27 protein-coding genes are annotated in these 26,706 nt (G+C 65.2%); 14 read left to right on the top strand and 13 right to left on the bottom strand.

Features of this window, described 5'->3' with window-relative positions; all coding sequences use genetic code 11:
- Nucleotides 1-102: 102 nt before the first annotated feature.
- Nucleotides 103-393, bottom strand: coding sequence for a hypothetical protein (locus tag ON062_RS10820; RefSeq protein WP_274647152.1), 291 nt, complete (start codon nt 391-393; stop codon nt 103-105).
- 129 nt (nt 394-522) lie between these two features.
- Here ON062_RS10820 and ON062_RS10825 point away from each other — a divergent pair, with 129 nt between their 5' ends.
- From ON062_RS10825 to ON062_RS10870, 10 genes are all read left to right on the top strand, one after another.
- Nucleotides 523-1,224: a response regulator transcription factor gene (locus ON062_RS10825; RefSeq protein WP_274647153.1), complete on the top strand. Its 702-nt coding sequence runs from the start codon at nt 523-525 to the stop codon at nt 1,222-1,224.
- A 77-nt stretch (nt 1,225-1,301) separates the two neighbouring features.
- Nucleotides 1,302-3,470: an RNA degradosome polyphosphate kinase gene (locus ON062_RS10830; protein ID WP_274647154.1), complete on the top strand. Its 2,169-nt coding sequence runs from the start codon at nt 1,302-1,304 to the stop codon at nt 3,468-3,470.
- Nucleotides 3,467-4,405: an NUDIX domain-containing protein gene (locus ON062_RS10835; RefSeq protein ID WP_274647155.1), complete on the top strand. Its 939-nt coding sequence runs from the start codon at nt 3,467-3,469 to the stop codon at nt 4,403-4,405. The genes ON062_RS10830 and ON062_RS10835 overlap by 4 nt, the downstream gene beginning before the upstream one ends.
- Before the next feature lie 415 nt (nt 4,406-4,820).
- On the top strand, nt 4,821-5,936 hold the full coding sequence (locus ON062_RS10840) for a phosphate ABC transporter substrate-binding protein PstS (protein WP_274647156.1): 1,116 nt from the start codon (nt 4,821-4,823) through the stop codon (nt 5,934-5,936).
- Between the two features lie 75 nt (nt 5,937-6,011).
- Nucleotides 6,012-6,953: a phosphate ABC transporter permease subunit PstC gene (gene pstC / locus ON062_RS10845; protein WP_274647157.1), complete on the top strand. Its 942-nt coding sequence runs from the start codon at nt 6,012-6,014 to the stop codon at nt 6,951-6,953.
- A gap of 1 nt (nt 6,954) precedes the next feature.
- Nucleotides 6,955-8,061 (top strand): phosphate ABC transporter permease PstA, encoded by a 1,107-nt coding sequence (pstA, locus tag ON062_RS10850; RefSeq protein ID WP_274647158.1) that lies wholly within the window; start codon nt 6,955-6,957, stop codon nt 8,059-8,061.
- A gap of 47 nt (nt 8,062-8,108) precedes the next feature.
- Nucleotides 8,109-8,888 (top strand): phosphate ABC transporter ATP-binding protein PstB, encoded by a 780-nt coding sequence (gene pstB / locus ON062_RS10855; RefSeq protein WP_274647159.1) that lies wholly within the window; start codon nt 8,109-8,111, stop codon nt 8,886-8,888.
- Nucleotides 8,889-8,965: 77 nt separating this feature from the next.
- The gene (locus tag ON062_RS10860) at nt 8,966-9,427 is read left to right on the top strand and encodes a thioredoxin family protein (protein ID WP_274647160.1); all 462 of its coding nucleotides are present in this window, start codon (nt 8,966-8,968) and stop codon (nt 9,425-9,427) included.
- A 50-nt stretch (nt 9,428-9,477) separates the two neighbouring features.
- The gene (locus ON062_RS10865) at nt 9,478-9,903 is read left to right on the top strand and encodes an OsmC family peroxiredoxin (RefSeq protein WP_274647161.1); all 426 of its coding nucleotides are present in this window, start codon (nt 9,478-9,480) and stop codon (nt 9,901-9,903) included.
- Nucleotides 9,896-10,819, top strand: coding sequence for a TIGR01777 family oxidoreductase (locus ON062_RS10870; RefSeq protein WP_274647162.1), 924 nt, complete (start codon nt 9,896-9,898; stop codon nt 10,817-10,819). Before ON062_RS10865 ends, ON062_RS10870 begins: the two co-directional genes overlap by 8 nt.
- A gap of 3 nt (nt 10,820-10,822) precedes the next feature.
- On the opposite strand, the gene ON062_RS10875 is transcribed toward ON062_RS10870, so the two are convergent.
- A complete protein-coding gene (locus tag ON062_RS10875) occupies nt 10,823-11,263 on the bottom strand; it encodes a tetratricopeptide repeat protein (RefSeq protein WP_274647163.1) in 441 nt (146 codons plus the stop codon).
- Nucleotides 11,260-12,078 (bottom strand): 4-hydroxy-tetrahydrodipicolinate reductase, encoded by an 819-nt coding sequence (gene dapB, locus ON062_RS10880; RefSeq protein WP_274647164.1) that lies wholly within the window; start codon nt 12,076-12,078, stop codon nt 11,260-11,262. The genes ON062_RS10875 and dapB overlap by 4 nt, the downstream gene beginning before the upstream one ends.
- Nucleotides 12,079-12,141: 63 nt before the next feature.
- Between dapB and ON062_RS10885 the strand changes: the two genes are divergently transcribed.
- Nucleotides 12,142-12,615: a GNAT family N-acetyltransferase gene (locus tag ON062_RS10885; RefSeq protein ID WP_274647414.1), complete on the top strand. Its 474-nt coding sequence runs from the start codon at nt 12,142-12,144 to the stop codon at nt 12,613-12,615.
- On the opposite strand, the gene ON062_RS10890 is transcribed toward ON062_RS10885, so the two are convergent.
- From ON062_RS10890 to ON062_RS10900, 3 genes are all read right to left on the bottom strand, one after another.
- Nucleotides 12,612-13,214: a histidine phosphatase family protein gene (locus tag ON062_RS10890; RefSeq protein WP_274647165.1), complete on the bottom strand. Its 603-nt coding sequence runs from the start codon at nt 13,212-13,214 to the stop codon at nt 12,612-12,614. The genes ON062_RS10885 and ON062_RS10890 overlap by 4 nt on opposite strands.
- 135 nt (nt 13,215-13,349) lie before the next feature.
- Nucleotides 13,350-14,375, bottom strand: a complete 1,026-nt coding sequence (locus ON062_RS10895) for an aldo/keto reductase (protein WP_274647166.1) — start codon at nt 14,373-14,375, stop codon at nt 13,350-13,352.
- Nucleotides 14,376-14,635: 260 nt separating this feature from the next.
- Nucleotides 14,636-16,927 carry a polyribonucleotide nucleotidyltransferase gene (locus ON062_RS10900; RefSeq protein WP_274647167.1) on the bottom strand — a complete coding sequence of 764 codons (2,292 nt, stop codon included), beginning with the start codon at nt 16,925-16,927 and terminating at the stop codon, nt 14,636-14,638.
- A 312-nt stretch (nt 16,928-17,239) separates the two neighbouring features.
- Here ON062_RS10900 and ON062_RS10905 point away from each other — a divergent pair, with 312 nt between their 5' ends.
- Nucleotides 17,240-17,416: a DUF5302 domain-containing protein gene (locus ON062_RS10905; RefSeq protein ID WP_274647168.1), complete on the top strand. Its 177-nt coding sequence runs from the start codon at nt 17,240-17,242 to the stop codon at nt 17,414-17,416.
- Nucleotides 17,417-17,449: 33 nt separating this feature from the next.
- Here ON062_RS10905 and ON062_RS10910 read toward each other — a convergent pair whose 3' ends face one another.
- From ON062_RS10910 to ON062_RS10920, 3 genes are all read right to left on the bottom strand, one after another.
- Nucleotides 17,450-19,414, bottom strand: a complete 1,965-nt coding sequence (locus tag ON062_RS10910) for a glycosyltransferase (protein ID WP_274647169.1) — start codon at nt 19,412-19,414, stop codon at nt 17,450-17,452.
- A gap of 158 nt (nt 19,415-19,572) precedes the next feature.
- Entirely contained in the window at nt 19,573-20,217 is a 645-nt protein-coding gene (locus tag ON062_RS10915; RefSeq protein WP_274647170.1) for an FMN reductase, read from the bottom strand.
- A gap of 1 nt (nt 20,218) precedes the next feature.
- Nucleotides 20,219-21,415 carry an LLM class flavin-dependent oxidoreductase gene (locus tag ON062_RS10920; RefSeq protein ID WP_274647415.1) on the bottom strand — a complete coding sequence of 399 codons (1,197 nt, stop codon included), beginning with the start codon at nt 21,413-21,415 and terminating at the stop codon, nt 20,219-20,221.
- 149 nt (nt 21,416-21,564) lie between these two features.
- Here ON062_RS10920 and ON062_RS10925 point away from each other — a divergent pair, with 149 nt between their 5' ends.
- Nucleotides 21,565-22,773 (top strand): acyltransferase family protein, encoded by a 1,209-nt coding sequence (locus ON062_RS10925; RefSeq protein WP_274647171.1) that lies wholly within the window; start codon nt 21,565-21,567, stop codon nt 22,771-22,773.
- 94 nt (nt 22,774-22,867) lie between these two features.
- On the opposite strand, the gene rpsO is transcribed toward ON062_RS10925, so the two are convergent.
- From rpsO to ON062_RS10945, 4 genes are all read right to left on the bottom strand, one after another.
- Complete coding sequence (gene rpsO / locus ON062_RS10930; protein ID WP_040163368.1) at nt 22,868-23,137, bottom strand: 30S ribosomal protein S15; 270 nt, start codon at nt 23,135-23,137, stop codon at nt 22,868-22,870.
- Between the two features lie 118 nt (nt 23,138-23,255).
- A complete protein-coding gene (locus ON062_RS10935; protein ID WP_274647172.1) occupies nt 23,256-23,822 on the bottom strand; it encodes a YceI family protein in 567 nt (188 codons plus the stop codon).
- A 168-nt stretch (nt 23,823-23,990) separates the two neighbouring features.
- On the bottom strand, nt 23,991-24,359 hold the full coding sequence (locus tag ON062_RS10940; RefSeq protein WP_274647173.1) for an FKBP-type peptidyl-prolyl cis-trans isomerase: 369 nt from the start codon (nt 24,357-24,359) through the stop codon (nt 23,991-23,993).
- 186 nt (nt 24,360-24,545) lie between these two features.
- Nucleotides 24,546-25,760 carry a PrsW family intramembrane metalloprotease gene (locus ON062_RS10945; RefSeq protein WP_274647174.1) on the bottom strand — a complete coding sequence of 405 codons (1,215 nt, stop codon included), beginning with the start codon at nt 25,758-25,760 and terminating at the stop codon, nt 24,546-24,548.
- A gap of 66 nt (nt 25,761-25,826) precedes the next feature.
- Here ON062_RS10945 and ON062_RS10950 point away from each other — a divergent pair, with 66 nt between their 5' ends.
- Nucleotides 25,827-26,693, top strand: coding sequence for a fumarylacetoacetate hydrolase family protein (locus tag ON062_RS10950; protein ID WP_274647175.1), 867 nt, complete (start codon nt 25,827-25,829; stop codon nt 26,691-26,693).
- Nucleotides 26,694-26,706 lie beyond the last annotated feature (13 nt).

Genomic DNA, 26,706 nt, shown 5'->3' on the forward strand with positions numbered 1-26,706 from the left:
TTCTTCAGCACCACGACGGAGACGAACGCGATCGCGAGCGACGCGAGACCGAGCAGACCGACGAAGAAGAGTTCGAGCGCGACAAGATCCATGGGGAACACTCTAGCCGGGAACGACCGATGCCAGCCCGAAACCCAGGCTGATGACACCGAGGACCACCGCAGCACCCAGAACACTCATCGCGACGCGCGCGATGAACCCGCGCGCCTGTGCAACACCCAGTTGAATGGCGAAGGCGAGCAACAAGCATGCCCCCACCGACACAACAAGCCACTCGGCGCGCCACGCGGGCGGAACGAAAACTCCAATCGCGATGCCCCCGATTGCCGCCACCACCCATACAGCCACGACGGTGCCCATCGAGCGGCGCGGAGCGAGCGGAGTTTCGGTCACGCGACCATTGTCGCGCACTCGAGCGCGCCGTGCACGCCGCCCTCACGATGACACGCGGGATCGATGCCATCTCGCCACGCCCTACACTGGGGAATGAACGGCGCATGATCGCGCCGGGAAGGTGATCCCTTGGCACAGCTCCTGGTTCTGAGCTCCGCTCCCGGCGGCAACCCTGTGTTGCCCTCACTCGAGTTGCTGAGCCATCGCGTGCGACAGATCCCCGCAGAACCCGCTCAGCTCGTCAACGCACCCAGCGCCGATGTCATCTTCGTTGACGCGCGCATCGACCTGGTCGGCGCCAAGTCTCTGTGCAAGATCCTGAACACCACGGGGCTCGATGCTCCCCTGCTGCTGGTGGTGACAGAGGGCGGCCTGACCGCTGTGTCAACCGATTGGGGCGTCGACGACGTGATTCTCGTCACCGCGGGCCCCGCTGAGGTCGATGCTCGCGTGCGACTCGCCATCGGCCGCCAATCTGCCGAGCAAGTCTCGACCCGCATTCAGACGTCCGGCATCACCATCGATGAATCCTCGTACTCGGCGAAGGTGCACGGCAAAGCCCTCGACCTCACGTACAAGGAGTTCCAGCTGCTGCACTTCTTCGCGACGCACCCATCACGCGTGTTCACCCGCGAGCAGCTGCTCAGCGAGGTGTGGGGATACGACTACTTCGGCGGCACACGCACCGTCGACGTGCACGTGCGGCGCCTCCGCGCCAAACTGGGCGATCTCGAGCAGCTCATCGGCACGGTCCGAAACGTCGGGTACCGATTCAACGTTTACGAAGAGGATCAACTCCCCTCGGGACGTGAGTCCGCTGACGCGAAGTGATTCATCGCCGTCGTGACAACACGGCGGCAAGACCTCTCGTTCACACGGAGGTCACCTGTCCCTGCAATGATGTGGGGATGATCGAACACGAGGTGCTCGACGCTGGACTCGGCGGCGCAGACGATGATGACGACTTCGAAATGACGGAAGAGGCCGATGCGCAGCTTCCCGACCATCGCTATCTAGACCGCGAGCTGAGCTGGCTGGCGTTCAACCAACGCGTGCTCGAACTGGCGGAAGACCCGGCTCTCCCGGTTCTCGAGCGCGCGAACTTCCTCGCGATCTTCGCCAGCAACCTCGACGAGTTCTTCATGGTTCGGGTGGCTGGCCTCAAGCGCCGCATCGTCACCGGTCTGGCCGTACCGACCAACGTCGGCCGCGCCCCCGCAGACGCCCTCGCCGACATCTCCACCGAGGCCCAGCGGTTGCAGTTGCGCCACGCTGAGGCGTGGACGTCCCTCGTGCGTCCGGCACTGGTGGACGCCGGCATCGAGATCGTGTCGTTCGACTCTCTGGCCGAAGACGACCGGTCTGCGATGTACGACTACTTCCATGCACAGGTCTTCCCGGTGTTGATGCCTCTCGCGGTAGACCCCGCTCACCCCTTCCCGTACATCTCGGGACTGTCCCTGAACCTCGCGATTCGCATCCGCAACGCTCGCACCGGGCGACAGGAGTTCGCACGTTTGAAGGTTCCGCCGATGCTCCCGCGCTTCGTGCCGCTGCCGACCGTGGGCGAGTCGGAGCGGTACATCGCCATGGAAGACCTGATCGCTCAACACCTCGACGATCTCTTCCCCGGCATGGAAGTCCTGGACCACCACGCGTTCCGACTGACCCGCAACGAGGACGTCGTGATCGAGGAAGACGAATCCGAGAACTTGATCCAGGCTCTTGAGGCCGAGCTGCTGCGTCGCCGATTCGGCCCACCAATCCGCCTCGAGATCACCGACGACATGGATGAAGTGACGCTCGATCTCCTCGTGAAGGAGTTGGACATCACCACGCAAGAGGTCTACCGCCTTCCCGGGCCGCTCGATCTGCGCGGGTTGTTCGACCTCGGTCGAATCGACCGTCCCGACCTTCGCTACAAGCCGCACGTGCCCACGACGGCGATGGCGTTCCAGCCGGGCGACAACAACGAGCGCGCCGACATCTTCGCCGCCATCCGCAAAAGCGATGTGATGGTGCACCACCCATACGAGTCGTTCGCCACGAGTGTGCAGGCATTCCTCGAGCAAGCTGCGAAGGATCCCCACGTCCTGGCTATCAAGCAGACTCTCTACCGAACTTCGGGCGACAGCCCGATCGTCGAGGCTCTCATCGACGCGGCCGAGGCCGGCAAGCAAGTGCTCGCGCTGGTAGAGATCAAGGCACGATTCGACGAAGCCGCAAACATCGTGTGGGCGCGCAAGCTCGAGAAGGCCGGCGTGCACGTCGTGTACGGCCTAGTCGGCTTGAAGACGCACTGCAAGCTCGCCCATGTCATCCGCGAGGAGAACGGCGTTCTTCGTAGCTACAGCCACATCGGCACCGGAAACTACAACCCCAAGACCAGCCGGATCTACGAGGACTTCGGGTTGTTCACCGCCGATGACCAGGTCGGCCGTGACCTCACGCGCCTGTTCAACGAGCTGAGCGGATACGCGATCGAAAAGAAGTTCAAGCGCCTCCTCGTTGCCCCGCTGCACCTGCGAAAGGGCCTCCTGCGGCTGATCGACCGAGAGCGAAACAACGCTCTCGCCGGGAAGGATGCTCGGGTGCGCATCAAAGTCAACTCGATGGTCGACGAGCAGATCATCGATGCGCTTTATCGTGCGAGCCAGGCCGGTGTGAAAGTCGAAGTGTGGGTGCGTGGCATCTGCTCCCTCAAGCCTGGCGTGGAGGGCATGAGCGAGAACATCACCGTGCGCAGCATCCTGGGCCGATACCTGGAGCACTCGCGGATCTTCTCGTTCGCGAACGACGGCGACCCGGTGACATACATCGGTAGCGCTGACATGATGCACCGCAACCTCGACCGACGTGTCGAGGCGCTGGTGCGCGTCGCCGCCCCCGCACACGTGAAGGAACTGGAAGATCTGTTCGACCGCGCGATGAGCGACGCAACGAGTTCGTGGCACCTCGGTGCCGACGGCGAATGGGTGCGCCACGCCACCGACGATGAGGGCAAGCCTCTGATCGATCTGCAAGACCGCACGATGGCCAGTGTGCAGCGACGGCGGCGCGCCCGGGCGGTCCGATGAGTGAGACCGCCGTCTACGCAGCCGGAGGTGTGGTGTGGCGGGTGGTGGAGGACGTTCTTTACGTGCTCCTCATCCACCGCACGAAGTATCGGGATGTGACCCTCCCCAAGGGGAAGGTCGACCCGGGTGAAACGCTCGCCGAGACGGCCGTGCGAGAGATCTTCGAGGAGACCGGCATCAAGACTGCGCTGGGCGTCCCGGTCGGCTTGTCGAGATATCGCCTGCCGAGCAAGCGGCAGAAGATCGTGCACTACTGGAGTGCCGAGGCCACCGACGCGGCAGTGCGGGCATCCGCCTTCGTCCCAAACAAAGAGATCGCGGCGATTGAATGGGTGACGGCCAAGAAGGCGCGAAAGCGGCTGAGCTACCCGGTTGACCTCGAGATTCTTGACAACTTCCTCACGTTGGTCGAAGAAGGAGTCCTGCACACGTTCCCCCTCATCGTGCTGCGTCACGCGAAGGCCGTATCGCGCAGCGATTGGGACGGCAGCGACGAGGACCGCCCGCTGACGGACCTCGGGCGGCAGCAGGCGCGCGCGGTGGCAGGGCCCTTGCGCGCCTTCGGCGTGGAAGAACTCCACACCAGCCCAGCGAAGCGGTGCGCGAAGACGCTCGCCCCCTTGGCTCGCGTGACGGGGATCGAACCCCGCAAGACCTCTCATCTGAGTCAAGATGCCTGGGATAAGGGCAAGGCAGACGTGCGAAAGATCATCGGTCAACGAGTGCGCGCCCGTACGCCCGCGGTGCTGTCCAGCCATCGGCCGGTGCTCCCGGAGATTCTTAGCGAGGTCGCCCTCGCTACCGGCACCCTTCCTGGCTCCTACCTGGCATCGGCTGCCACGTTGGAACCGGCGGCGTTCTCGGTGATTCACCTTTCGCGAACCAATCCCGGGTCCGGCATCATCGCCATCGAGACGCACGTTCCGAAGGATTGACGAGGATCCGCGGCCTCGTACCTCCGGGGACAGATATCTCCAACCGGTGCCGTATGTGCGGCCGCCCCACGGCCCGGTGCACCTCGATGCGCGCGCGGTGCGGGCCCGCGGTCTTCGCCGCCTCATCGATCGCATCGAATGCTTTGCACTGTGCCTTTTCCGCCTTCGCCATGCGTCGCACCTTGGCGAGGACAGGTAAACGGTCGTGTCGGATCGTTCAATACGAGACCGCCGTAATTCCGCGACGTACGTGAACATCCGCGACAGATGGAGACCGGTCGTTCACCTTCCGTTTACCGCGACAGCGCACTCTCTTAAGAGTCCGCGCCTACGTTTCCCACGTGCCCCGCACCGGGCATGTACCCGAAGCCCGACCCTCGGGCCTCAATACCCTGACACGTGAAGGATTCACACAGTGAAGATCTCCCGCATCGCCCAGGTGGGCGCTGTTGCCGCAGTCGCGGCCCTTGCCCTCGCCGGTTGCGCCGCAAACGAAGGCACCACGACCACTGACGACATGGGCGACGACACCACGTCGACTCTCTCCGGCGAGCTCGGCGCGGGTGGCGCCTCGTCGCAGGAAGTCGCCGTCGCCGCATGGACCGCAGGTTTCCAGACCGCGAACCCTGATGTCACGATCACGTACGACCCGGCTGGTTCGGGCGCGGGTCGCGAGTCGTTCCAGGCTGGGGCTTTCCCCTTCGCTGGCTCTGACCGCGCGTTCAAGACCGATGAAATCGCCGCGGGACCGTTTGACGGGTGCGTCGAGGGCTCGGGAATCATCGAGCTTCCGACCTACATCTCCCCCATCGCTGTGATCTTCAACATCGACGGGATCGACTCGCTCAACCTGGATGCTGAGACGCTCGGCGCCATCTTCAACGGTGACATCGCGACGTGGGACGATGAGGCCATCGCCGCTCTCAACGAGGGTGTCGACCTCCCGAGCACCGCAGTCACGCCTGTGCACCGCGCCGATGACTCGGGCACCACCGAGAACTTCACCGACTACCTGTACCAGGCCTCGGGTGGATCGTGGGCGCACGAGCCGGACGGCGTCTGGCCGATCAACAGCGGCGAGGCTGCCCAGGGCACGTCGGGCGTCGTCTCGGCGGTCGTCGGTGGCGACGGAACCATCGGTTACGCCGACGCGTCGCGCGCTGCCGAAGAGGGCCTTGCCACCGTCGCGGTCAAGGTCGGCGACGAGTTCGTTGAGTACTCGCCGGAAGCAGCCGCCGCCGTCGTTGACGCATCGCCGTTCGAAGAGGGCCGCACCGAGGGCGACCTCGCCATCGAGTTGGCGCGCACCTCTACAGAGACGGGCGTCTACCCGATCGTTCTGGTCAGCTACATGATCGCCTGCGAAGAGTACGCAGACGCGTCCGTAGCCCCGATCGTCAAGGGCTACCTCGAGTACGTGGCCAGCGCTGAGGGTCAGGATGCCGCGGCAGCCGCCGCCGGTAACGCGCCCATCTCTGACTCGCTCCGCGAGCAGGTCAACGCCGCGATCTCGCTGATCGTCACTGAGTAATATCCCTGATACCCGATCCGGCGCGTCAGCGCCGGATCGGGTATCACCATGACTTCCCCACCGAGACAGGACCTCATGACTACGACCACAGGCACGGCCCCCCGCGCCAAGCAGCGGCCGGGTGACCGCTGGTTCTCGGGAACGGCGCTCTTCGCAGGATCAATGATTCTGGTGACGCTGGCCGCCGTCGCGCTCTTCCTCATCGTTCAGTCCGTCCCCGGTATCACCGCGAACTCCGAGACGGCGTCACTGCTGTCCGGCAACTTCTGGGACTACGTGTGGCCGCTCGCCTTCGGTACGGTGTGGGCCTCACTCCTCGCCCTGCTGATGGCTGTGCCGCTGTCGGTCTGCGTAGCACTGTTCATCTCTCACTACGCGCCGCGTCGATTGGCTCAAAGCCTCGGCTACATCGTTGACCTCCTCGCGGCCGTGCCGTCCGTCGTGTTCGGCCTGTGGGGCATCCTCGTCCTGGCGCCGGCGGTCCAGCCGGTCTACGCGTGGCTCAACGAGAACATGGGGTGGTTCCCCCTGTTCGCCGGCACCGCCTCCGCCACCGGCCGCACGATCTTTACCGCCGCGATCGTCCTCGCCGTCATGGTCACCCCCATCATCACCGCAATCTGCCGCGAGATCTTCCTCCAGACCCCGGTCCTCCACGAAGAGGCAGCACTGGCGCTCGGCGCCACGCGCTGGGAAATGATTCGCATGGCGGTCTTCCCGTTCGGCCGGAGCGGCATCGTATCGGCCTCCATGCTCGGTCTCGGCCGTGCCCTCGGCGAAACCATGGCTGTCGCGATGGTGCTCTCGGCCACGGGCGTCGTCACCTTCCAGCTGTTCACCTCGGAGAACCCGAGCACGATTCCCGCGAACATCGCGCTCACCTTCCCCGAGGCTTACGGCCTCAACATCAATGTTCTGATCGCGACCGGTCTGATCCTCTTCATCGTCACCTTTGCGGTCAACGCGCTTGCTCGTTGGATCGTCAGCCGCCGCAAGGAATTCTCGGGAGCCAACTGACATGACCATGACCTCTGCTCCCGCGCAGTCTCCGGTACCGGCCGACCTCAGCGACGCGCCGCGCTTGACCAGCGGACGCCTGCCCACCTGGGCACCCTGGGCACTGCTGGCGACCAGCGCCGCGATCAGCGGACTCTTCTTCGCCGTCGTCTCGTTCTCGGATGGCTCCGAGTTCAGTGTGGCGGGCTGGGTAATCGTCGCAGCGCTGAGTTATCTGGTGCTGATCACTATCATCTCTGCGCTTGTGGAAGGCGCTCGCAAGGGTCGCGATCGCCTCGTGACCGGAGTTGTCACTAGCGCGTTCGCCCTCGCCATGGTTCCGCTCGTGTCCGTGGCTTGGACAGTCGTCGTCAACGGAGTTGCCGGTATCAGCGCCGACTTCTTCACGATGTCGATGCGCAACGTCGTCGGCGAAGGCGGTGGCGCCCTGCACGCCATCGTCGGCACGCTGCTCATCACGCTGGCCGCCGCGGTCATCTCGATCCCCATCGGTATCTTCACCGCCATCTACCTGGTCGAGTATGGCGCCGGAAAGCGCTTGGCGAACGGCATCACGTTCCTCGTCGACGTCATGACCGGCATTCCGTCGATCGTCGCCGGTTTGTTCGCCTACGCACTGTTCGCCTTGTTCTTCGGGCCGGGCATCCGCATGGGCATCATGGGATCGATCGCTTTGGCCGTGCTGATGATCCCGGTCGTCGTGCGCTCGAGCGAAGAGATGCTGCGCCTGGTTCCCAACGAACTGCGTGAGGCCTCGTATGCACTCGGCGTGCCCAAGTGGCTCACGATCGCCAAGGTCGTGCTTCCGACATCGATCGCTGGCATCACCACGGGTGTGATGCTGTCGATCTCTCGCGTCATCGGGGAGACGGCACCTCTGCTCCTCACGGCCGGGGTCACCACGTCGATGAACTACAACCTCTTCGAGGGCCGCATGATGACCCTCCCCGTCTTCGCGTACTCGCAGTACATGAACCAGGGCATTCCCGCCCAGGCGTACATCGACCGCGCGTGGGCGGCGGCGCTGGTCCTGATCGTCATCGTGATGCTGCTCAATCTGATCGCGCGCCTGGTGGCGAAGGTCTTCTCCCCCAAAATGGGCCGCTAGCGGCATCCGTCCCCCTACTCTCCGAATCACCCCGAAACTGAGGAATCGTGTCCAAGAGCATCGAAGTCAACGACCTGCACGTCTACTACGGCGACTTCCTGGCCGTGGAGGGCGTCTCGCTCGACATCGAGCCCCGTAGCGTCACTGCGTTCATCGGCCCGTCCGGCTGTGGCAAGTCGACCTTCCTGCGCACGCTGAACCGCATGCACGAGGTCATCCCCGGCGCTCGCGTCGAGGGAAGCGTCCTTCTCGACGGCGAGGATCTCTACGGATCGAACGTCGACCCGGTCCTCGTGCGTCGGCAGGTTGGCATGGTCTTCCAGCGCCCGAACCCGTTCCCGACGATGTCGATCAAGGAGAACGTCCTGGCCGGGGTCAAGCTGAACAACAAGCGCATTGCGAAGTCGGATGCCGACGAGCTGGTCGAGAAGTCTCTCCGCGGCGCGAACCTCTGGAACGAGGTCAAGGATCGTCTCGACAAGCCCGGGTCGGGACTGTCGGGGGGCCAGCAGCAGCGTCTGTGCATCGCGCGCGCAATTGCGGTCTCCCCCGAGGTCATCCTGATGGACGAGCCCTGCTCGGCACTCGACCCGATCTCGACGTATGCCATCGAAGAACTCATCGGCGAGCTGAAGAACGACTACACGGTCGTCATCGTGACCCACAACATGCAGCAGGCCTCGCGTGTGAGCGACAAGACCGCGTTCTTCAACATTGCCGGCACCGGCAAGCCGGGCAAGCTCATCGAATACGACGAGACGCGCACGATCTTCACCACGCCGTCTGTGCAGGCCACGGAAGACTACGTCTCGGGCCGATTCGGGTGATGTCAGGTGGCGCCGCGTGCGGTGCCACCTGACACCATCTGGATTTATGCAGTCGCAAGCAGTTACGATTTGGGGTTGTGACTGTACTTGGCGTGATGGGCGCACTCGTTGTGCTTCTCGCGCTCACGGGTGTCGTTGCTGGCGTTGCCCTTCTCATACGGCGCGGAAGTCGCCGTCAACACATCGTCAATGAAGTGATTCAGCCGCATCGACTGGGGGCCACGGAACTCGGCGAGTGCGCGACGCTGCTGCAGTTCAGCACCGAAGCAGGCGCGCGTTGTCCGGACGCGCACCGCACCCTGGCCGCCGTCGCTGCCCGGCACGCAGGTGTCAGTCATCTCGACATCGACCTCACGAATCGCCCCGATATCGCACGCCACTTCCACGTCATGCAGACGCCCACCACGCTGGTACTCGACCGCTCGGGCGCGGTGCAGACACGCTTCGGCGGAGCGCCGAGCCGCCACGTCGTCGAGCTCGAACTCGCACGCCTGGGCGTTTCTGACAAGTCCGTCGCGCCGGACGGCTCGCACCGTTAGGCTGACCACAGCCCTCCGGATCCGTCGGAGCGCACGACGGGAGGTTACCCATGACGGTTACGAGCGAAGCATCCACCGCCTGGAAGGGCGGCCTGGCCGACGGGTCGGGCACCGTGACATTCACGTCATCGGGAATCGGCTCGTTCGACGTCAACTGGAAGGCGAGGAGCGAGGGGTCGACGTCCACGACGACGCCGGAGGAACTGATCGCCGCCGCACACGCCTCGTGCTTTTCTATGGCGCTCTCGCACGCCCTCGGCCAGAACGGCACTCCCCCGGAGTCGATCGACGCTACAGCGTCGGTGTCTTTCACTCCCGGCACGGGGATCACCGGAAGCCATCTGAACGTTAACGCGGTCGTGCCCGGGCTCGCCGCGGAGGATTTCGAGCGCATCGCGCAGGATGCCAAGACCGGATGCCCCGTCTCTCAGGCGCTAGCAGGAATCGACATCACCCTCGAGGCGACGCTTGCCTGAAAGCCGCGTGCGACGCGTCGTCGTCGCGGGCTCGTCTGGGCTGATCGGCCGGGCACTGGTTGACAGCCTCGCCGCCGATGGCGTGGAAGTGACGACGCTCGTGCGTCGTCCCCCGGTAAGGCCCGGCGAGGTGGAGTGGCTCACTGACAGCGACGCGTTGGATCCCGCAGTGATCGAGGGCGCCGATGCAGTCGTCGGCCTCAATGGCGCGAGCATCGGCAAGCTGCCCTGGACGGCGAACTACCGTCACACGTTGCTGTGGTCGCGTGTCACCCCCACCCGGGTGATCGCGCACGCGATGCGAGCCCTGGGCGATGGCGCACCGCATTTCGTCAGCGCGTCTGCGGTCGGTTTCTACGGAGACGCACCAGGCGTTGTGCTCACCGAGGAATCACCCCGCGGCGACACGTTCCTCGCGGACCTCTGCGGCGAGTGGGAGACCGCGGCGCTCAGCGCCGGCGACGCGGCTCGGGTGAGTCTGTTGCGGACCGCTCCGATCGTGCACCGCGAGGGCGTGCTCGCGCCCCTGCTCGTGCTGACGAGATGGGGTCTGGGCGGTCCGCTAGGACGCGGTACGCAGTCCTGGCCGTGGATCTCTCTCGAAGATGAGGTCCGCGCCATCCGACATGTCCTCGAGCATCGAATCGCCGGCCCCGTCAACCTCGTCGGCCCCACACGTGCGACAGCGAACGACCTCGGGTTCGCCGTGGCGATGCGAATGAACCGGCCCTACGTGGTCCGTGCGCCCGAGTTCGCCCTGCGCCTCGCGCTCGGGCGTGACGCAGTCGACTCGCTGCTCACCAGTGATGCCTACGTCGTTCCGACAGCGCTCGAGCCCTCTGGCTTCACGTTCCGGCATCGACATGTCACTGACGCCGTTGCAGCGGCGGTCCCGGCATCCGGCACCGCCGCGTAACCGTCAGGCTTGCGACTGCAGTCGAATAGCCCGACGAATAGCCTCTCGTGCGCGACGGCGATCACCTGCCGCATCGTAGGCGAGCCCGAGCCGGTACCACGCGCGCCAATCGCTTTCGTCCCGCTCCACAGCCTCGCGATAGCGCGGAAACACCGCGGCGGCATCCTCGCGCACGATGCGGCCGCTCGGCTGCACCGCCACCTCATCGTCGGGGAGCTCGCCCTGCTGCTGGAGGATTCGCCCCAGGGCTGCGGCCCGTACACCGAACCAGATCTCGCGACCGAGCGCCCATAGCGCGATCGCGGGCAGCACCACCAACGCGATGCCCATCGTGACCGCGATGCCATCGCCCGAGGTGAGCAACACCCACGCGCGTTGCCCGACCAACACGATGTAAAGCACGAGGAGCGCCGCCATCACCGCGACGCCGAAGCGTGCGCTCATGCGCTGGTCGCCTGCGCGACCTGACCAGGGACTCCTCCGTCGTCGAAAGGCGCGCCACTCTGGGCCTTGCGTCCCGGCCGGCGGATGCCGATGTCGAGGAAGCTGTCCAGCCCAACGATCACACCGTGTGCGTCGCGTGCTGCGTCGAGAGCCAACCGGATGCCGGGGGCATAGGCCTTCGCGGGCTCGATCGTGTCATGGACGATCGTGAGAGACTCGCCCGCACCCGAGAGCACGGTTTCTTGGCGAGCCACGACTCCTGGCCGGCGGAGCGAGTGAATCGGCACGCTCGCCACTTGCTGCCCCCGCGCCCGCTGATCGACATGCGGGGACTCGACGGGGCCAGCCTCCGACCGAGCCGCTGCGATCATCTCGGCCGTGCGCACCGCCGTCCCGCTCGGGGAATCGATCTTCGTCTCACGGTGTGCTTCGACGATTTCAATCGACGGGAAGAACGGCGCGGCGGCAGCGGCGAGCGCCGAACCCATCACCGAACCGAGCGAGAAGTTGGGGATGAAGACAACTCCGGTCTGCGCGGCGTCGACAAGAGGGCGCACCAGCGCAATGCGCTCGGCCGACCAACCCGACGTACCGACCAGCACGTTGAGCCCTCGCTCGATCGCGGCACGCACCACATCGATCGACACGGCCGGTGTCGATGCATCGACGACGAGGTCACAGTCATCGAGTTCGCTCAGGTCTGAACGGGAGGTGAGAATGGATGCCACTTCGAAATCGGGCATCTCATCGACCACCGCACGGATGATTCCGCCGAGCTTGCCGGTCCCGCCCACTATCGCCACGCGCGTCGTCATAGATCCATCCTAGGCGGGCGCCTCTGCGTGACCCCGGCCGTGGCATACGCTGAGAACGTGGTCATGCTACTCGAATCGCCCGTAAACACCGCGATCGCGCACGACCTGTTGACGGAGTACTTCCACTCGCGTGAACTGGGTTTCGCCCAGCAGAATGTCACGTACACGATCACCTTCCCTGACCCCGCGTCGTTTGTTCCGCCGCATGGCGTGTTCGTCGTCGCGTACGACGGTGAGGGCGAGCCGGTTGGCTGTGGTGGCATCCGACTCATCGACCCCGGCGCACGCGGTGTGCGCTACGAACTGAAGCACCTCTATCTGCGACCCGCGACACGCGGAAAAGGCTGGGGACGTGCGATCGTCGACGAGCTGGAAACTCGGGCGCTCGGGTTTGGAGCACGCGAGATTGTCCTCGACACCCACCATTCCCTGACGGCTGCGGGAGCCCTCTACGCCAGCGCCGGGTACACGAGCATCGAGGCATACAACAGCAACCCCAACGCGACGCGCTGGTACTCGAAGACACTCGGAGATTAGACCGGCTGAGGGTCGGGCAGGCCCGTCTGCAGCTCCTTGGGAAGGTGCGTCAAGTCGTTGTGCGACAGCAGCGTCCACGGTCGCCCCTGCTTCTGAGCGATCACGGTCAACCCGCAATGAGCTTGATTGAGCGTCATCCACCGCCAGTCGGGCGCCTGCAGCACCTCACGCACGAACCAAGCGATCACGAAGTTGTGCGTAATCAGGAGTTCATGCACCTCGCCATTCTTGCGAACCAGGTACTCGCTCACCGCGTCCGCCATCTGCGCACGGCCCGCATCGATCTCGGCCTCGGTGATCGAGCCGAAGAACGGCTCGAAAGCCGGCGGCGTGTCATCTGTCATCCCCGTGGGCACGCAGTCGAACAATAGCGCCGACGGTTGCGGTGACACCGATGGCATGCGCTCAGCGACTGCTCGTGCCGTCTGACTTGCCCGTTCGAGCGGAGAATGCCACACCGCGTCGAATGCCAACCCCGACAGCCTGTCCGCAAGAGCGGCGGCTTGACGGCGTCCGCGAGGAGAAAGGGGTCCGTCTACCAGGCCGTACTCGGCATCCTGGTGCTCACCGTGCCGCACGAGGTAGATGTAGTGCGTCACGCAACTCACTCCGTTGTCGAGGCGGTCATCCCATAATCGAGGGTGTCATTGGCCCGCGGGGGTGTCTTCACCGGCCCGCACGGCACCATTCCACCCTACGTCACACGTGAGACAGGGGCGACCGCCTGTGGATGGTCAGCTAGCCGCGCGCGCGATGTCGGCAAGCTGGGCCCGCGACAGGCGCACGCCGACGCCCTGCACGAACTCGTCGACCTGCCCGGGGGCGAACGCGTTGACGATCGGCGCCGTGATCAACTTCTGCGACAGCAGCCATGCGACCGCCACAGCGGCATCCGGCACCCCGATCTCAGCGCCAACAGCATCCAACGCACGCAGAGTGCGGTTTCCTCGCCGGTTCAGGTTCGCCGCGAGTTGCGCGCCCCTCACGGACAATGTGCTCTGGCGCCGGGTGCGCGCGTGACCCGCGAGGAAGCCGTGCGCGAGCGCGTGAGACGGGGTGACCGCCATGCCCTGCGCACCTGCGACGAGACGAAGATCGTCATCGAACTCTTGTTGACGCAACACGTTGAATGGGACGTCCAGCACGGTCAGTCGAGGGAAACCCGCGGACGCATAGATGCGAGCCTCGACCAGTTGCGCGGCCGTGTACCCCATCGCTCCAAAGCTGGTGACCTTGCCACTCTCTGCGAGCCACTCCGCGGTCGCGAGCGTGTCTTCGAGCGCGGCCGTCGAGTCCGCTGTGGCATCGAGGTAGACGAGATCGAGGCGATCCGTCCCCAACCGTGCCAGAGAGGCTTCGACCGCCCGCACGAGATTCACCGGGCCCAGCCCGGGATTGTCCGCGTGGCCCCCGATACGCACTGTCAGGACGATGTCGTCGCGCACGCCGCGCGAATTCAGCCACTGGCCGATGATGTGTTCGCTGCGGCCACTGGAGTAACTGTCTGCCGTGTGAATCGCATTCCCGCCGCGCTCGACGAATGCGTCGAGGATGTCATGGCTCGACTCAAGATCGACGTTCCACCCGAACTCCCCACCGCCGAGGATGAGCGGGAAAATGTCCGTTCCGGTCTCGCCGAATGCTACGCGGAGCGACTTTCCGAGGGGCGGCCCCTGGACGGGAATCGGCGCGGATGGGTGCACCGGGGTACTGCCGGTCGCCGAGGTCCCCGCCCCCGGCATCGCAATCGTCGAACTCACGATGTGCTCCACGTCCATCACCCCCTTCACAACGACTTCCGCGGAAGCCCTCGTGATGACACGCACCCCCCGGCGCGATATTCACAGGTTAAGGCAGGGGTCGCCGCAGAATGAGCGTTCCGCGCGGAGATCCATAAACATTCGGTAACGCTTTGCGCAGATCCCACCCGGAAACTCCGTGCGTGTCCCCCGAACGGTGGACACGCAATGAGTGATGCCCGCCTTCTCGAAAGAAGGCGGGCATCACTTCGCGGAGAGGATCAGCCCTCTGCGGGTGCCTCAGGGCCGGCGCTTGCCGCGTCGCGACCCTCCTGGTCAGCGGACTCCTCGAGAACGGGCTCGAGCGAGAGCTTGCCGCGGTCGTCGATCTTGGTGATGCGAACGAGCAGCTTCTGCCCGACTCCCAGCACGTCCTCGACGTTCTCGACACGCTTGCCGCCGGCAAGCTTGCGAACCTCGCTCACGTGGAGCAGTCCGTCCTTACCCGGCAGTAGCGAGATGAACGCACCGAACGTCGCGATCTTGACGACGGTTCCGAGGAACTGCTCGCCTACCTCGGGGTTGGTGGGGTTCGCGATCGCGTTGACCTGGGCGCGAGCGGCCTCCGCCGACGGACCGTCGGTCGCACCGATGTAGACGGTGCCGTCCTCCTCGATGGAGATCTGCGCGCCGGTCTCGTCCTGGATGGCGTTGATCGTCTTGCCCTTGGGCCCGATGAGCTCACCGATCTTATCGACGGGGATCTGCACGCTGATGACGCGAGGCGCGGTGGGCGCCATCTCGTCGGGGGCGTCGATCGCCGCGTTGAGCACGCCGAGAATCGTCAGGCGCGCCTCGCGTGCCTGCTGCAGTGCCGCCGTCAGCACCGACGACGGGATGCCGTCAAGCTTCGTGTCGAGCTGGATCGCCGTGACGAATTCCGACGTGCCGGCGACCTTGAAGTCCATGTCGCCGAGGGCGTCTTCGGCGCCGAGGATGTCCGTCAGAGCCGCGTAGCGGGTCTGGCCGTCAACCTCGTCCGAGACCAGGCCCATCGCGATGCCCGCGACGGGTGCACGCAGCGGCACACCCGCGTTCAGCAACGACAGGGTCGAAGCACATACCGACCCCATGGACGTCGAGCCGTTGGACCCGAGCGCTTCCGAGACCTGACGAATGGCGTAGGGGAACTCTTCACGGCTGGGCAGCACAGGCACGAGTGCACGCTCGGCGAGGAAGCCGTGCCCGATCTCGCGACGCTTCGGCGAGCCGACGCGACCCGTCTCACCCGTCGAATACGGCGGGAAGTTGTAGTGGTGCATGTAGCGCTTGCTCGTCACGGGCGACAGCGAGTCGATCTGCTGCTCCATCTTGAGCATGTTCAGCGTGGTGACGCCCATGATCTGGGTCTCGCCGCGCTGGAAGATCGCTGAACCGTGCACGCGCGGGATCACCTGGACCTCGGCGTCGAGCGGACGGATGTCAGCCAGACCACGACCGTCCATGCGCACGCCCTCGGCGAGGATGCGACCGCGAACGATCTTCTTGGTCACGGACTTGTACGCCGCGGCGAACTCGAGCGGTGCGGCCGCAGGCAGCTCGCCGGCTTCGGTTGCCGCGATCAGTTCGGCCTTGACGGCGTCCTTGAGCTCGTCATCGGCGTTCTGTCGATCCTGCTTGTCGGCGATCTGGTAGATCGGGACGAGCTTGTCGTAGGCACGGTGCGCGACGAAGTCGTAGGTCTCCTGGCTGTAGGGCAAGAAGACGGGGTACTCGCGAACCTCCTTGGCCGCGGTCTTGGCGACCTCGGACTGAGCTGCTACGAGCTGCTTGATGAACGGCTTCGATGCTTCGAGGCCCTCGGCCACGACCTGCTCGTTCGGCTTGACGGAACCACCCTTGATGAGGTTCCACGAGCCTTCCGTGGCCTCAGCTTCGACCATCATGATCGCGACGTCTTCATTTCCGTCAGCGTCCGTGATGACGCGTCCGGCCACGATGAGGTCGAACACAGCCTCTTCGAGCTGGGTGACCGTCGGGAACGCGATCCACTGGTCCGCGTTCTCGCCCTGACCGGGGATGAGCGCGAGACGCACGCCGGCAATCGGGCCAGAGAACGGCAGCCCCGAGATCTGGGTCGACAGGGATGCCGCGTTGATCGCGAGCGCGTCGTAGAACTCGCCGGGTGCGATCGAGAGCACCGTGACGACGATCTGGACCTCGTTACGAAGGCCGTCGACGAACGACGGGCGCAGTGGCCGGTCGATCAGGCGGCAGACGAGGATCGCCTCGGTGGAAGGACGGCCTTCACGGCGGAAGAACGATCCGGGGATCTTGCCTGCTGCGTACGAACGCTCTTCGACGTCGACGGTCAGCGGGAAGAAGTCGAATCCCTCGCGAGGGTGCTTGCCGGCGCTGGTGGCCGACAGGAGCATCGTCTCCTCGTCGAGGTAGGCAGCAACGGCTCCCTGAGCCTGCTGCGCGAGGCGCCCGGTTTCGAACCGGACGGTGCGGGTGCCGAATCGGCCGTTGTCGAGAACGGCTTCGGCGGCGGTGATTTCTGGACCTTCCAAGAGGTCTCTCCTTCTTTGTTTTGACTCGCACGCCCGTATGGCGCACGAGTGCATACGAAGGAGCAGGAACACGCAGATCTCGGCGCGCGGTCACACCGCGACGATCGCCAACGCTGGCCACCAGTAGAAGATCACCATGGCACGCAAGTGCAATGGGAACCCACCACAGGGGACCAGCTCCTGCCAGCCTGCTCCGTGAGCTCATATGGAATTGAGCGGATGCCACGAGGGCAACCCGATTCAGCCTACCAGCGACCGCGCATTTCGCCTCTTTCCTGGCCACATGCGCCGGTGCGTCCTAAGGTGATGCACATGAGCACCGAAAAGCCGGGCGCGGCATCCGAAGACATGAAGCGCAAGTTCAAGGAAGCTCTCGACAAGAAGAACGCCCAGCACCGCGAGGGCGAATCTCATCTCGACGGAGAGTCAGCGATCCATGAGACGCATGGGGCGGTCACCAAGCGGGAGTTCCGGCGCAAGAGCGGCTGAACGACGCCGTGCATGGATGTTCGCCGGGCACCCTCACGAGTTCACTCGCGCTCGATGCGGATCGCGGCCACCGACGAGCACCCAATCGTCATGCTTGGCACTGAGTCCGTCGCCAGCCGTGCGCCCGTGAATTCTCCGTAGCATCCACGGAATGACGTCGCGTCGCAGCCACGTGCCCGCGGCGACTATTTCGACGTCTTTGTGCAGCGCCGCATCAAGCTCGCCGAGCGCTTCCGCATCGGGCACGCCCAGTGCTTCCGCTGCTCGATAGGCGAGGAAGCGGTGCCCGCGCGAGCGCAAGTGCACCCGATCGTCCGCCCACAAGTCGACCTCCCCGATCGCCGGAACCGCTTCCATATCGAGGAGGATCGCGCCGGTGTCGGTGGCGATCCGGCGCAACTGAGACGCAAACGCCGCGAATCGACGCGCCAGGACCATGGCCACGCGTCGGCGAGGGAGGAACGGTGTGACGAGGAGGACATCGATGCCCGCTGCCCGCAGTGCGCGCACCGACCGCTCAACCTCGGCGGCGAGCGCGAGCGGATCGGCGCCGAACGCCACCAGGTCGTTGCCGCCCATCAGGATCGACACGAGGTCAGGCCGGAGTGCCAGGGCACGGGGAACCTGTTCGGCAGTGAGATCTCTCACCCGCCGGCTGCGCACAGCCAAATTGCGGTACTGCAGGGGCTGGTCCCCCGCTGCGTGCGCAAGCAATTCCGCCAGCCGATCCGCCCACCCTCGAAACCCGCCGTCCGCGACACGCGATGTGTCGCACAGCCCCTCCGTCAACGAGTCGCCCAACGCGACGTAGCGCCGCCAGCGCACCGGCGACGCAACAACACGAGGGGCCGCAGGGCGCGTGGCGCCTCGCGCGAGCAGTGCATCGTCCAGCGGACGCAGTTCGCGCGCCTCGGCGTAGTGCTGCACCAACTGATCCACCATCGCACTCCACGTTCGCGTGCGCACCGACTCCTGGCCTTGCGCAGCGAACGCCTGCCGCTTGCGCGGGTCACCCACGAGATCGGCGACACGGGTGCGCAGTTCGGCGAGGTCGCCCGGCCGATACAACCATCCGTCGATGCTTGAGCGTACGAGGTCGATCGGACCCCCGGCGCCCGTTGCCACCACGGGCACACCGCTGGCGAGCGCCTCTTGGATCGTCTGCCCGAAAGTCTCGCTCTCCCCGGTGTGCACGAAGACATCGAAGCTGGCCAGAGCCTCGCCCAGGTCAGGCCCCGAGAGGTGACCGGTGAAGACAGCACTCGGCAGCAGCCGCTCGAGGCCGGGCCTGGAGGGACCATCCCCGACGATCACGAGCTGCGTCCCGGGAAGGTCAGCGAGGACACGCAGGTCTTCGACCTGCTTCTCGGGTGCGAGACGCCCGACGTAGCCGATCACCGTGCGATCCTCGGCGACGCGCGCACGCCAGCGCTCGCATCGCCGGCGGGGCGAAAAGCGTTCGACGTCGACGCCTCGCCCCCACCGGCGTACCCGATCCACCCCGAGAGCTTCGAGTTGCCGTTCCGACGCCGCCGACGGCGCAAGCGTCATCGTTGCCCGCCGATGCAACCTCGCGACGTGCGCACTCACGGCCGCCGTCGCGCCGGGCACCCCGTACTTTTCCGTGTACGCGATGACATCTGTCTGATAGACCGCCACGGTCGGCACTTTGAGGGCATCAGCCGCAGCCAACCCCTGCCAGCCCAGGACGAACGGCGATGCGAGGTGAATCACGTCCGGACGGAACTCGCGCAAGGCGCCCGTCAGGTGCCCCGCACGCGCCAGTGCAACGCGAACCTCGGGATAGCTCGGCAGTGGCATGGAGCGCAGCAACTGAGTCCGGGCACCGTGCAGGTCGGCCTCAATCGGGCGCGATCCTGGCGCGAGCACCAGCACCTCGCGCCCTTGCTCGCGCAGATGGCGCAGAACGTGGAGGACGGAGCCCGTCACCCCGTTCATGTGGGGCAGGAACGATTCGGCGAGGAGTGCGACTCTCACGCCACAAGACTGACCGGTGATCACGCGCTGGATGCGCACACGCCGCAGATTCAGGCGAGAGTTCACACAGTGCTCGCCGACCGGCTACGCGCTCGTTCGCGATGCTCGCCGCGCGTTGCACAGCCGTTCATCTGGCAGACCCGCGGCCCGGACGCCTGCTACTCCCCCGTGAGTCCTCCGAGCAGATGACCGAAAGACCGGCCTTCACCGAGGTAAGTCGCGGGGTCGAAGGGGTCGTCAACTGCCGTGCTCTCGCGGCGTGCGACGGCATCCGCCAACTCCCGCGCACCCCTTGCCACGCGTTCCGCCAACGGGGCAACCTGATCGGCCGCGCCGCCCCAGTCGCTGGATGCCGCGAACACGCCAGTGCTCACCGGCTCGGCGTGCAGGTACGCGAACAGCGGGCGGATCGCGTAGTCGATAGCGAGCGAATGCCGAGCAGTCCCGGCGTTCGCGCCGATCAAAACCGGCTTTCCGCGCAAGGCATCCGGATCGAGGACATCGATGAACGACTTGAACAGACCCGAGTAGCTCGTCGAGAAGATCGGCGTGACGACAATCAGCGCATCGGCCGACACGACGGTGTTGATCATCGTCTCGAGCGCGGGCGGCGCGAAGCCGGTGAGCAGGTTGTTCGTGATGTCGTGGGCGAGATCACGCAATTCGAAGGTGTCCGTCTCGGCGGCGATATCGCGGCTCGCGAGTTCCGTCACGGTCGCCGCGGCCAGACGGTCGGCGAGCATCCGCGTCGAGGACGGGTTCGAGAGTCCCGCTGACACGACGGCGATTCTACGTGCAGTCATCTCACGCCTCCGCTCGGGCTGCGGCCGCCCCGAAGGCGGATCCGGCGGGTGCAGGCGTGTCTTGGTACGGCCGGCTGCCCGTCAGGTTGTCGCCGCGGTTAGCGTGCGGGCGCGCTTCGCGCGCCCCTCCGGCAGCGGCCACTCGCGATGCGTGAGTGGGAGCATCCGGAACCTCCTCCGGCCGATCCTTGGCCAGTTCCTTGCGCAGCACCGGCACGACTTCGCCGCCGAGGATGTCGAGTTGCTCGAGCACCGTCTTCAGCGGAAGCCCGGCGTGGTCCATCAGGAAGAGCTGTCGCTGGTAGTCGCCGTAGTGCTCGCGCATGGCGGCGTAACGATCAATGACTTGCTGGGGCGAGCCCACCGTGAGGGGTGTCATCTCGCTGAAGTCCTCGAGGCTCGGCCCGTGTCCGTACACCGGCGCGTTGTCGAAGTACGGGCGGAACTCGCGCACCGCGTCTTGAGAGTTCGCGCGCATGAACACCTGCCCGCCGAGCCCGACGATCGCCTGCTCGGGCGTCCCGTGTCCGTAGTGGGCGTACCGCTGGCGATACAGCGTGATCAGCCGCTGGTAGTGCTCCTTGGGCCAAAAGATGTTGTTGGCGAAGAACCCGTCACCGTAGTACGCCGCCTGCTCGGCGATCTCAGGCGTGCGGATGGAGCCGTGCCAGACGAACGGTGCCACGCCATCGAGCGGACGCGGGGTGGAAGTAAAGCCCTGCAACGGAGTACGGAACTGACCTTCCCAGTCGACAACGTCCTCGCGCCACAGTCGGTGGAGGAGGTTGTAGTTCTCGATCGCCAAGGGCAGCCCCTGGCGGATGTCCTTACCGAACCAGGGATACACCGGGCCAGTATTGCCGCGCCCGAGCATCACGTCGGTGCGACCGCCCGAGAGGTGCTGGAGCATCGCGAAGTCTTCCGCGATCTTCACCGGGTCGTTCGTCGTGATCAGCGTGGTCGCCGTAGAGAGCACGAGTCGCTCGGTCTGAGCGGCGATGTACGCGAGAGTCGTGGTCGGCGACGACGACCAGAACGGCGGGTTGTGGTGCTCACCGAGGGCGAACACGTCGAGCCCGACCTCCTCTGCGTGCGTGGCCATCGTGACGGTGTTGCGGATCTTCTCCGCTTCGCTCGGGGTAGTGCCCGTCGTGGGGTCCAGCGTGATGTCGCTCACTGAGAAGATGCCGAACTGCATCCCTTGCCATGCGTTGCTGTCGCTCACGATCTCTCCCGTCTCTCCCGGCTGTTCACACATACCGGTTTATATGCAAATGAATATACCGGATCCAACGTGAACGAGCCCACACTATTCCCGCCACCTGAGCGCTAAAGTGGCACTCGCCCATGACAGATGCCTCTTCTGCGGCCGAGTCCGCTCCCCCGCCAGCGCCGTCGTACACGTCGACCGGCACGCTCATCACGCCGCGCCCCAAGCGCATGCCTTTCTGGGACAACGCACGATTCGCGTGCATCGTTCTCGTCGTACTCGGGCACGCGGTCCAACGGCTGACATACGACTCGGACATCGCCCTCGGCCTGTACCTGCTGATCTACGCGTTCCATATGCCCGCGTTCGCAATCATCTCGGGCTACTTCTCCAAGTCAGATCCGCCGAATCGGCGCCAGCTCGCGCGCGTGCTGACCGACATCGTCGTGCCCTACATCATCTTCGAAGGCCTGTGGACGGTCACCAAGCTCATCGTGGAAGGGCGCGCGAACCCCAACATCACCGAACCGTCCTGGACACTGTGGTTTCTGCTCGCACTGGGGATCTTCCGCCTAATCCTCCCGTACCTCGCACTCCTGCGGTGGCCTCTCGCCTGGACCCTCCTGATTTCGATCGGCGCCGGGTATCTGCCCAACATCGACTCGACGTTCTCGCTGTCGCGCACGCTGGGCCTCCTGCCGTTCTTCGCGCTGGGCTGGTGGTTGCACGAGCGCGACATCGTACGACGGCTCGATCTGTTTCGGCGACGCGCGTGGGCAACTGCAACCGCGGCAGCCAGCTTCCTCATCGCGGGATGGGCAGCCTGGTACTTCATTGACGGATGGCGCGCGATGAACTTGCGGGAGTGGTTGTTCTACGACGACAACTACGCCGATATCGGTGGCACGCAATGGTGGGCGGGCGGCGTGCGCCTCGTTCTCATGGCGGCCGCACTGATCTTGAGCGCAGCCTTCTTCGCACTTGTACCGCGGGGCGGTCACTGGTGGACCCACTTCGGGCAGTACACGATGTACGTCTACCTCTTGCACTCATTCGTGTTGTACCCGTTCCGCGAGTCCGGCGTTCTGCGCGGGCTCGACCCCACGTGGATCTGGCTGCCCATCGTCATCGTGCTCTCGGTTCTCATCGCGCTCGGGTTGGCCACAAAGCCCGTGCGACGCATCTTCCGACCGGTGGTCGAGCCGCGTCCGAGCTGGCTGTTCGCCGACTCGTCCCTGGCTCACAAAGAGGGGCGGCGCGAGGACCCCACAGGCTCGCGACGTCCACCAGAGGCTGCTGCCTCCCCTCGACGCCACCGTCATGCCGACCCTCGGCAAAACGGCTGACTCTCACGCCCCACGCCCGCGCGCACGAAGAAGGCCGCCCCACACCTGGGGCGGCCTTCTCAAGAAGTTTTGCGCGATTGAACGCTGGATGCGATTAGCGGCGCAGTCCGAGACGCTCGATCAACGACCGGTAACGGTTGATGTCGACGTCCTGGAGGTAGCCCAGCAGTCGGCGGCGCTGACCGACGAGCAGGAACAGACCACGACGCGAGTGGTGGTCGTGCTTGTGCTCCTTGAGGTGCTCGGTGAGGTCCTTGATGCGCTGCGACAGCATTGCAACCTGCACCTCGGGGGATCCGGTGTCACCGGGGTGCGTCGCGTACTCTTCGATGATCGCCTTCTTGACGTCTGCTTCCAGTGCCATAGGTGATCCCCTCTCTCTTCGTTGCGCGGTGCCCGACACCTGATGTGCGAGCTCTCTTTATCCGCGGCCGATCAAACGGCAACCTCAAGAGTCTACCAGGAGATGGCGCGCACAGCGTTCAGTCCTGCTGGAGGGCGCCCTGCAGTTCGAGCGTGATGGTGATGTCCTTGCCAACGAGCACGCCACCGGTCTCGAGCGCGGCGTTCCACGTGAGCCCGAAGTCCTCACGGTTGATGACCGTCTTCGCGGTTGCGCCGGCCTTGTAGTTGCCCCACGGGTCGGTGCCGAATCCACCGAACTCGACGTCGAAGCTCACAGGCTTGGTGATGCCGCGAATGGTGAGGTCGCCATCGACGACAAAGTCCTCTCCCGCGATGCGGGCGCCCGTCGAGCGGAATTCCATGGTGGGGTGGTTCTCGACATCGAAGAAGTCGCCCGAACGGAGGTGGGTGTCGCGTGCATCGTCGTTGGTGTCAACCGATGCCACATCGACGGTCGCCTCAACAGTCGCATCGAGCGGGTTCTCCGGAGCGGTGATCGTGGCGCTCTTCACGCCGAACGATCCGCGGACCTTCGAGATCATCATGTGGCGCACGCTGAACGTGACCTCGGAGTGAGACGGGTCGAGAACCCAGGTGCCTGCCTTGTAGCCGGGGATGGTGGTGGTGGTGGTGGCGTCAGTCATGGTGATCCTTCTGTCTGTGGAAGCGAAAGTGAGCACGCGCTCCCCCGTCTCAACGCGCACCTGAGCAATCTATTCCCATGAATGAAAAAGTTCTCATCACGAAAACGTGCGGCTGAAACGACATGGGGTGGATGCCGCAGCATCCACCCCACTGTGTGAAACCCGTCGTCAGCCCACGGCGATCAGGTCGATGATGAAGACGAGCGTCTTCCCACCGAGAAAGTGCCCACCGGCCGGGCCATAGGCCAAGTGCGGCGGAATGACGAGCTCGCGACGTCCGCCGACCTTCATGCCCGGGATGCCGTCCTGCCATCCCTGGATGAGACCACGGAGCGGGAACTGGATGCTCTCGCCACGGTTCCACGAGGAGTCAAACTCCTCCCCTGAGGTGTACTCGACACCCGCGTAGTGCACGGTGACGGTGTCACCCGGCTTCGCCTCGGCACCGTCGCCGACGATGATGTCGCGGATTACGAGGTCAGCGGGTGCGGGCCCTTCGGGCGCGTCGAATTCGGGCTTGGTGCGATCGTTCGTCATGAGTCCATCCAAGCACTGTTCGTGCGGTCGCACATGGCGTGTTCACGACGGGTGAACATCACCCTATTGACAGCGCTCGCACACCTGGGCATCCTGGAATCAGCCAACTCAACGCTCGGGAGACACGCAGGCATCGCCGCGGCACCGAGCGTTGAGTCTTGTCTGGGCTCGTCCGGGCGTGGCAGCTCAGAGCGCAAACAGCGCAGCGCGAGCGGCGGCCGTGCGCGCCAGGAGCGCGTGCTCCTCTGCGGCCGAGTGCGGATCGCGACCGGTCACCGACCTCTGGCGCGCCGCGGCGAGCGCGGTCGCATCCCGAATGAAGCCCATCATGATGTCAGAACGGTCCCCTCGAAGGCTTTTCGCCCACGCCAGCCCTGCCTTGCGACCGGCGGGGGTTGCGAGCATGTCGGCTTCTTGCACGGTGAACCAGCCGGCCTCGGCATACTCCCCCAGACGCCTACGGGTGAGTCGCGCTTCTTCCCTTCGCAGGGCGATGACGCCGATCACGAACAGCACGAACAATGGCACCTGCAACACGAGGTACAGGGCAAAGAAGTCGCCGAACATCGCCGACCCGTTCCAGATGGCGTGCAGCACTATCGCGCCCATCATTCCGAGCACCCACGCACCGAGAATCGAACCGTTGCTCGCACCGCGGCGAGCGGCCAGCCCGACGGCGAAGCCGGTGACCGCCGTGAACATCACATGCGCAAACGGGGAGAGGATGCCACGAATGAAGAACGTCACCGACGCATCCGCCACGCCGCCTTCAATGAAGCTGATCGCGAAGTATTGGATGTTCTCGGTGAAGGCGAAGCCCGCACCGACGAGTGCACCGTAGACGATCCCATCCACAGGGCCATCGAATGCGCGGCGGGCCACCAAAAAGATCAGCAGGACGCCGACCCCTTTGCCCAACTCTTCGACGATAGGCGCCTGCACGACGACGGAGAACGCCTCGCGCAGCACTGATCCGTCGTTCCCGATCACCGCGGTGATCGCGAAGTCGACGGCCAGCGCGATGCCCACTGCCGCGATCGCACCCCATGCGGCGGCGAGCACGAGGAGACCTGTGGGCTCCGGTTCCCACCGGTCGATGATGCGCACGGCAACGACCACACCGACGAGCGGCACAAGCGCGAGGATCGCCCCGACGATCGAGGAAGCGGCTCCGAGTGCTGAGAGAAAGTAGCTGACGAGCAGCACCAGCACGATCACCAACACCCCGAACAGCCACAGCGGCGCCACGCGACCCGCACGCGGTGCCACCGGAACCTCGAGCGGCAGTGCCGTGGGTGACGGAATGGGGGCGCCCTGTGAGAGCGCGGGCTGCGCGAGCGGAGACGCGAATGCGGGCGGAGTCAGGGACGGTCGTGCACGCCCCGGCAGATCACTCGACATGTCGATCAGCCTAGGCGCGAGCGCTCTGCAATGCTCATCAGCGATCCCCATGGGTAGATTTGTGGGATGCGCTTCGCCCACGTGATCCCTGCAGGGACGAGTGTCCCCCGACTGATCGCCGTAGAACAGGACGCAGGTGCCTTCGTCGACGGGTTCTTCGCCGGGGCGCCGTCGACGCTGGACGCGCTCATCGCGGGCGGCGACGAGCTACTCGATCGCGTGCGTGACGCCGCACCCCGGGCCTCGTTCGACGTGCCGCTGCAGGACGCGGCGTTCGCCTCGGCGATCCTCGCACCGCCGGTCATCCTCGCGGTCGGGCTGAACTATGCGGCACACTCGAGCGAGCTCGGGTTGAAGACGGATGCCACCCCCACCGTGTTCGTGCTGTGGCCCAACTCGCTCTCCGGGCACGAGGGCACGACAACGTGGCCTCGTGCGCTGAGCGAAGCGGTCGACTACGAGGCAGAACTGGGCGTCATCATCGGTCGAGATGCAAAGGACGTGTCGGCCGAGGCCGCACTATCGCACGTGTGGGGCTACACGGTGGTGAACGACATCACCGCCCGCAACATCCAGTACTCCGAGGCCCAGTGGTCACGATGCAAATCGTTCGACGGGTTCACTCCGACCGGTCCGTTCGTGGTGACCGCGGACGAGATTCCCGATCCTCAAGATCTCCATATCTGGACCGTGTTGGACGGCAAGACGCTACAAGACGGCTCGACGGGCCAGATGGTCCGTACCGTCGCGACGCTGATTTCGAGCCTGTCGCAATCGGCGACGTTGCTTCCGGGCACCTTGATCTCCACCGGAAGTCCGGGTGGAGCTGGCTACTCGCGGGACCCGCAGATCTTCCTGCGGGACCGTTCCACGGTGACCGTCGGCATCGACGGCATCGGAGCGCTCACCACCCACTGCCGCATCGTCGACTGAAAGCAGAACGGCG

Source organism: Microbacterium sp. C7(2022), from assembly GCF_028823665.1.
Classification (GTDB): Bacteria; Actinomycetota; Actinomycetes; order Actinomycetales; family Microbacteriaceae; genus Microbacterium.

Excerpts from the sequence above, each read along its gene's own strand:
- ON062_RS10885 (WP_274647414.1), top strand. The coding sequence starts at position 12,142 with ATGCTACTCGAATCGCCCGTAAACACCGCGATCGCGCACGACCTGTTG.
- ON062_RS10935 (WP_274647172.1), bottom strand. The coding sequence starts at position 23,822 with ATGACTGACGCCACCACCACCACCACCATCCCCGGCTACAAGGCAGGC.
- pstC (WP_274647157.1), top strand. The coding sequence starts at position 6,012 with ATGACTACGACCACAGGCACGGCCCCCCGCGCCAAGCAGCGGCCGGGT.
- pstA (WP_274647158.1), top strand. The coding sequence starts at position 6,955 with ATGACCATGACCTCTGCTCCCGCGCAGTCTCCGGTACCGGCCGACCTC.
- ON062_RS10830 (WP_274647154.1), top strand. The coding sequence starts at position 1,302 with ATGATCGAACACGAGGTGCTCGACGCTGGACTCGGCGGCGCAGACGAT.
- ON062_RS10875 (WP_274647163.1), bottom strand. The coding sequence starts at position 11,263 with ATGAGCGCACGCTTCGGCGTCGCGGTGATGGCGGCGCTCCTCGTGCTT.
- ON062_RS10945 (WP_274647174.1), bottom strand. The coding sequence starts at position 25,760 with ATGTCGAGTGATCTGCCGGGGCGTGCACGACCGTCCCTGACTCCGCCC.
- ON062_RS10940 (WP_274647173.1), bottom strand. The coding sequence starts at position 24,359 with ATGACGAACGATCGCACCAAGCCCGAATTCGACGCGCCCGAAGGGCCC.
- ON062_RS10865 (WP_274647161.1), top strand. The coding sequence starts at position 9,478 with ATGACGGTTACGAGCGAAGCATCCACCGCCTGGAAGGGCGGCCTGGCC.
- rpsO (WP_040163368.1), bottom strand. The coding sequence starts at position 23,137 with ATGGCACTGGAAGCAGACGTCAAGAAGGCGATCATCGAAGAGTACGCG.
- ON062_RS10835 (WP_274647155.1), top strand. The coding sequence starts at position 3,467 with ATGAGTGAGACCGCCGTCTACGCAGCCGGAGGTGTGGTGTGGCGGGTG.
- dapB (WP_274647164.1), bottom strand. The coding sequence starts at position 12,078 with ATGACGACGCGCGTGGCGATAGTGGGCGGGACCGGCAAGCTCGGCGGA.
- ON062_RS10905 (WP_274647168.1), top strand. The coding sequence starts at position 17,240 with ATGAGCACCGAAAAGCCGGGCGCGGCATCCGAAGACATGAAGCGCAAG.
- ON062_RS10925 (WP_274647171.1), top strand. The coding sequence starts at position 21,565 with ATGACAGATGCCTCTTCTGCGGCCGAGTCCGCTCCCCCGCCAGCGCCG.
- ON062_RS10920 (WP_274647415.1), bottom strand. The coding sequence starts at position 21,415 with ATGCAGTTCGGCATCTTCTCAGTGAGCGACATCACGCTGGACCCCACG.
- ON062_RS10950 (WP_274647175.1), top strand. The coding sequence starts at position 25,827 with ATGCGCTTCGCCCACGTGATCCCTGCAGGGACGAGTGTCCCCCGACTG.
- ON062_RS10915 (WP_274647170.1), bottom strand. The coding sequence starts at position 20,217 with ATGACTGCACGTAGAATCGCCGTCGTGTCAGCGGGACTCTCGAACCCG.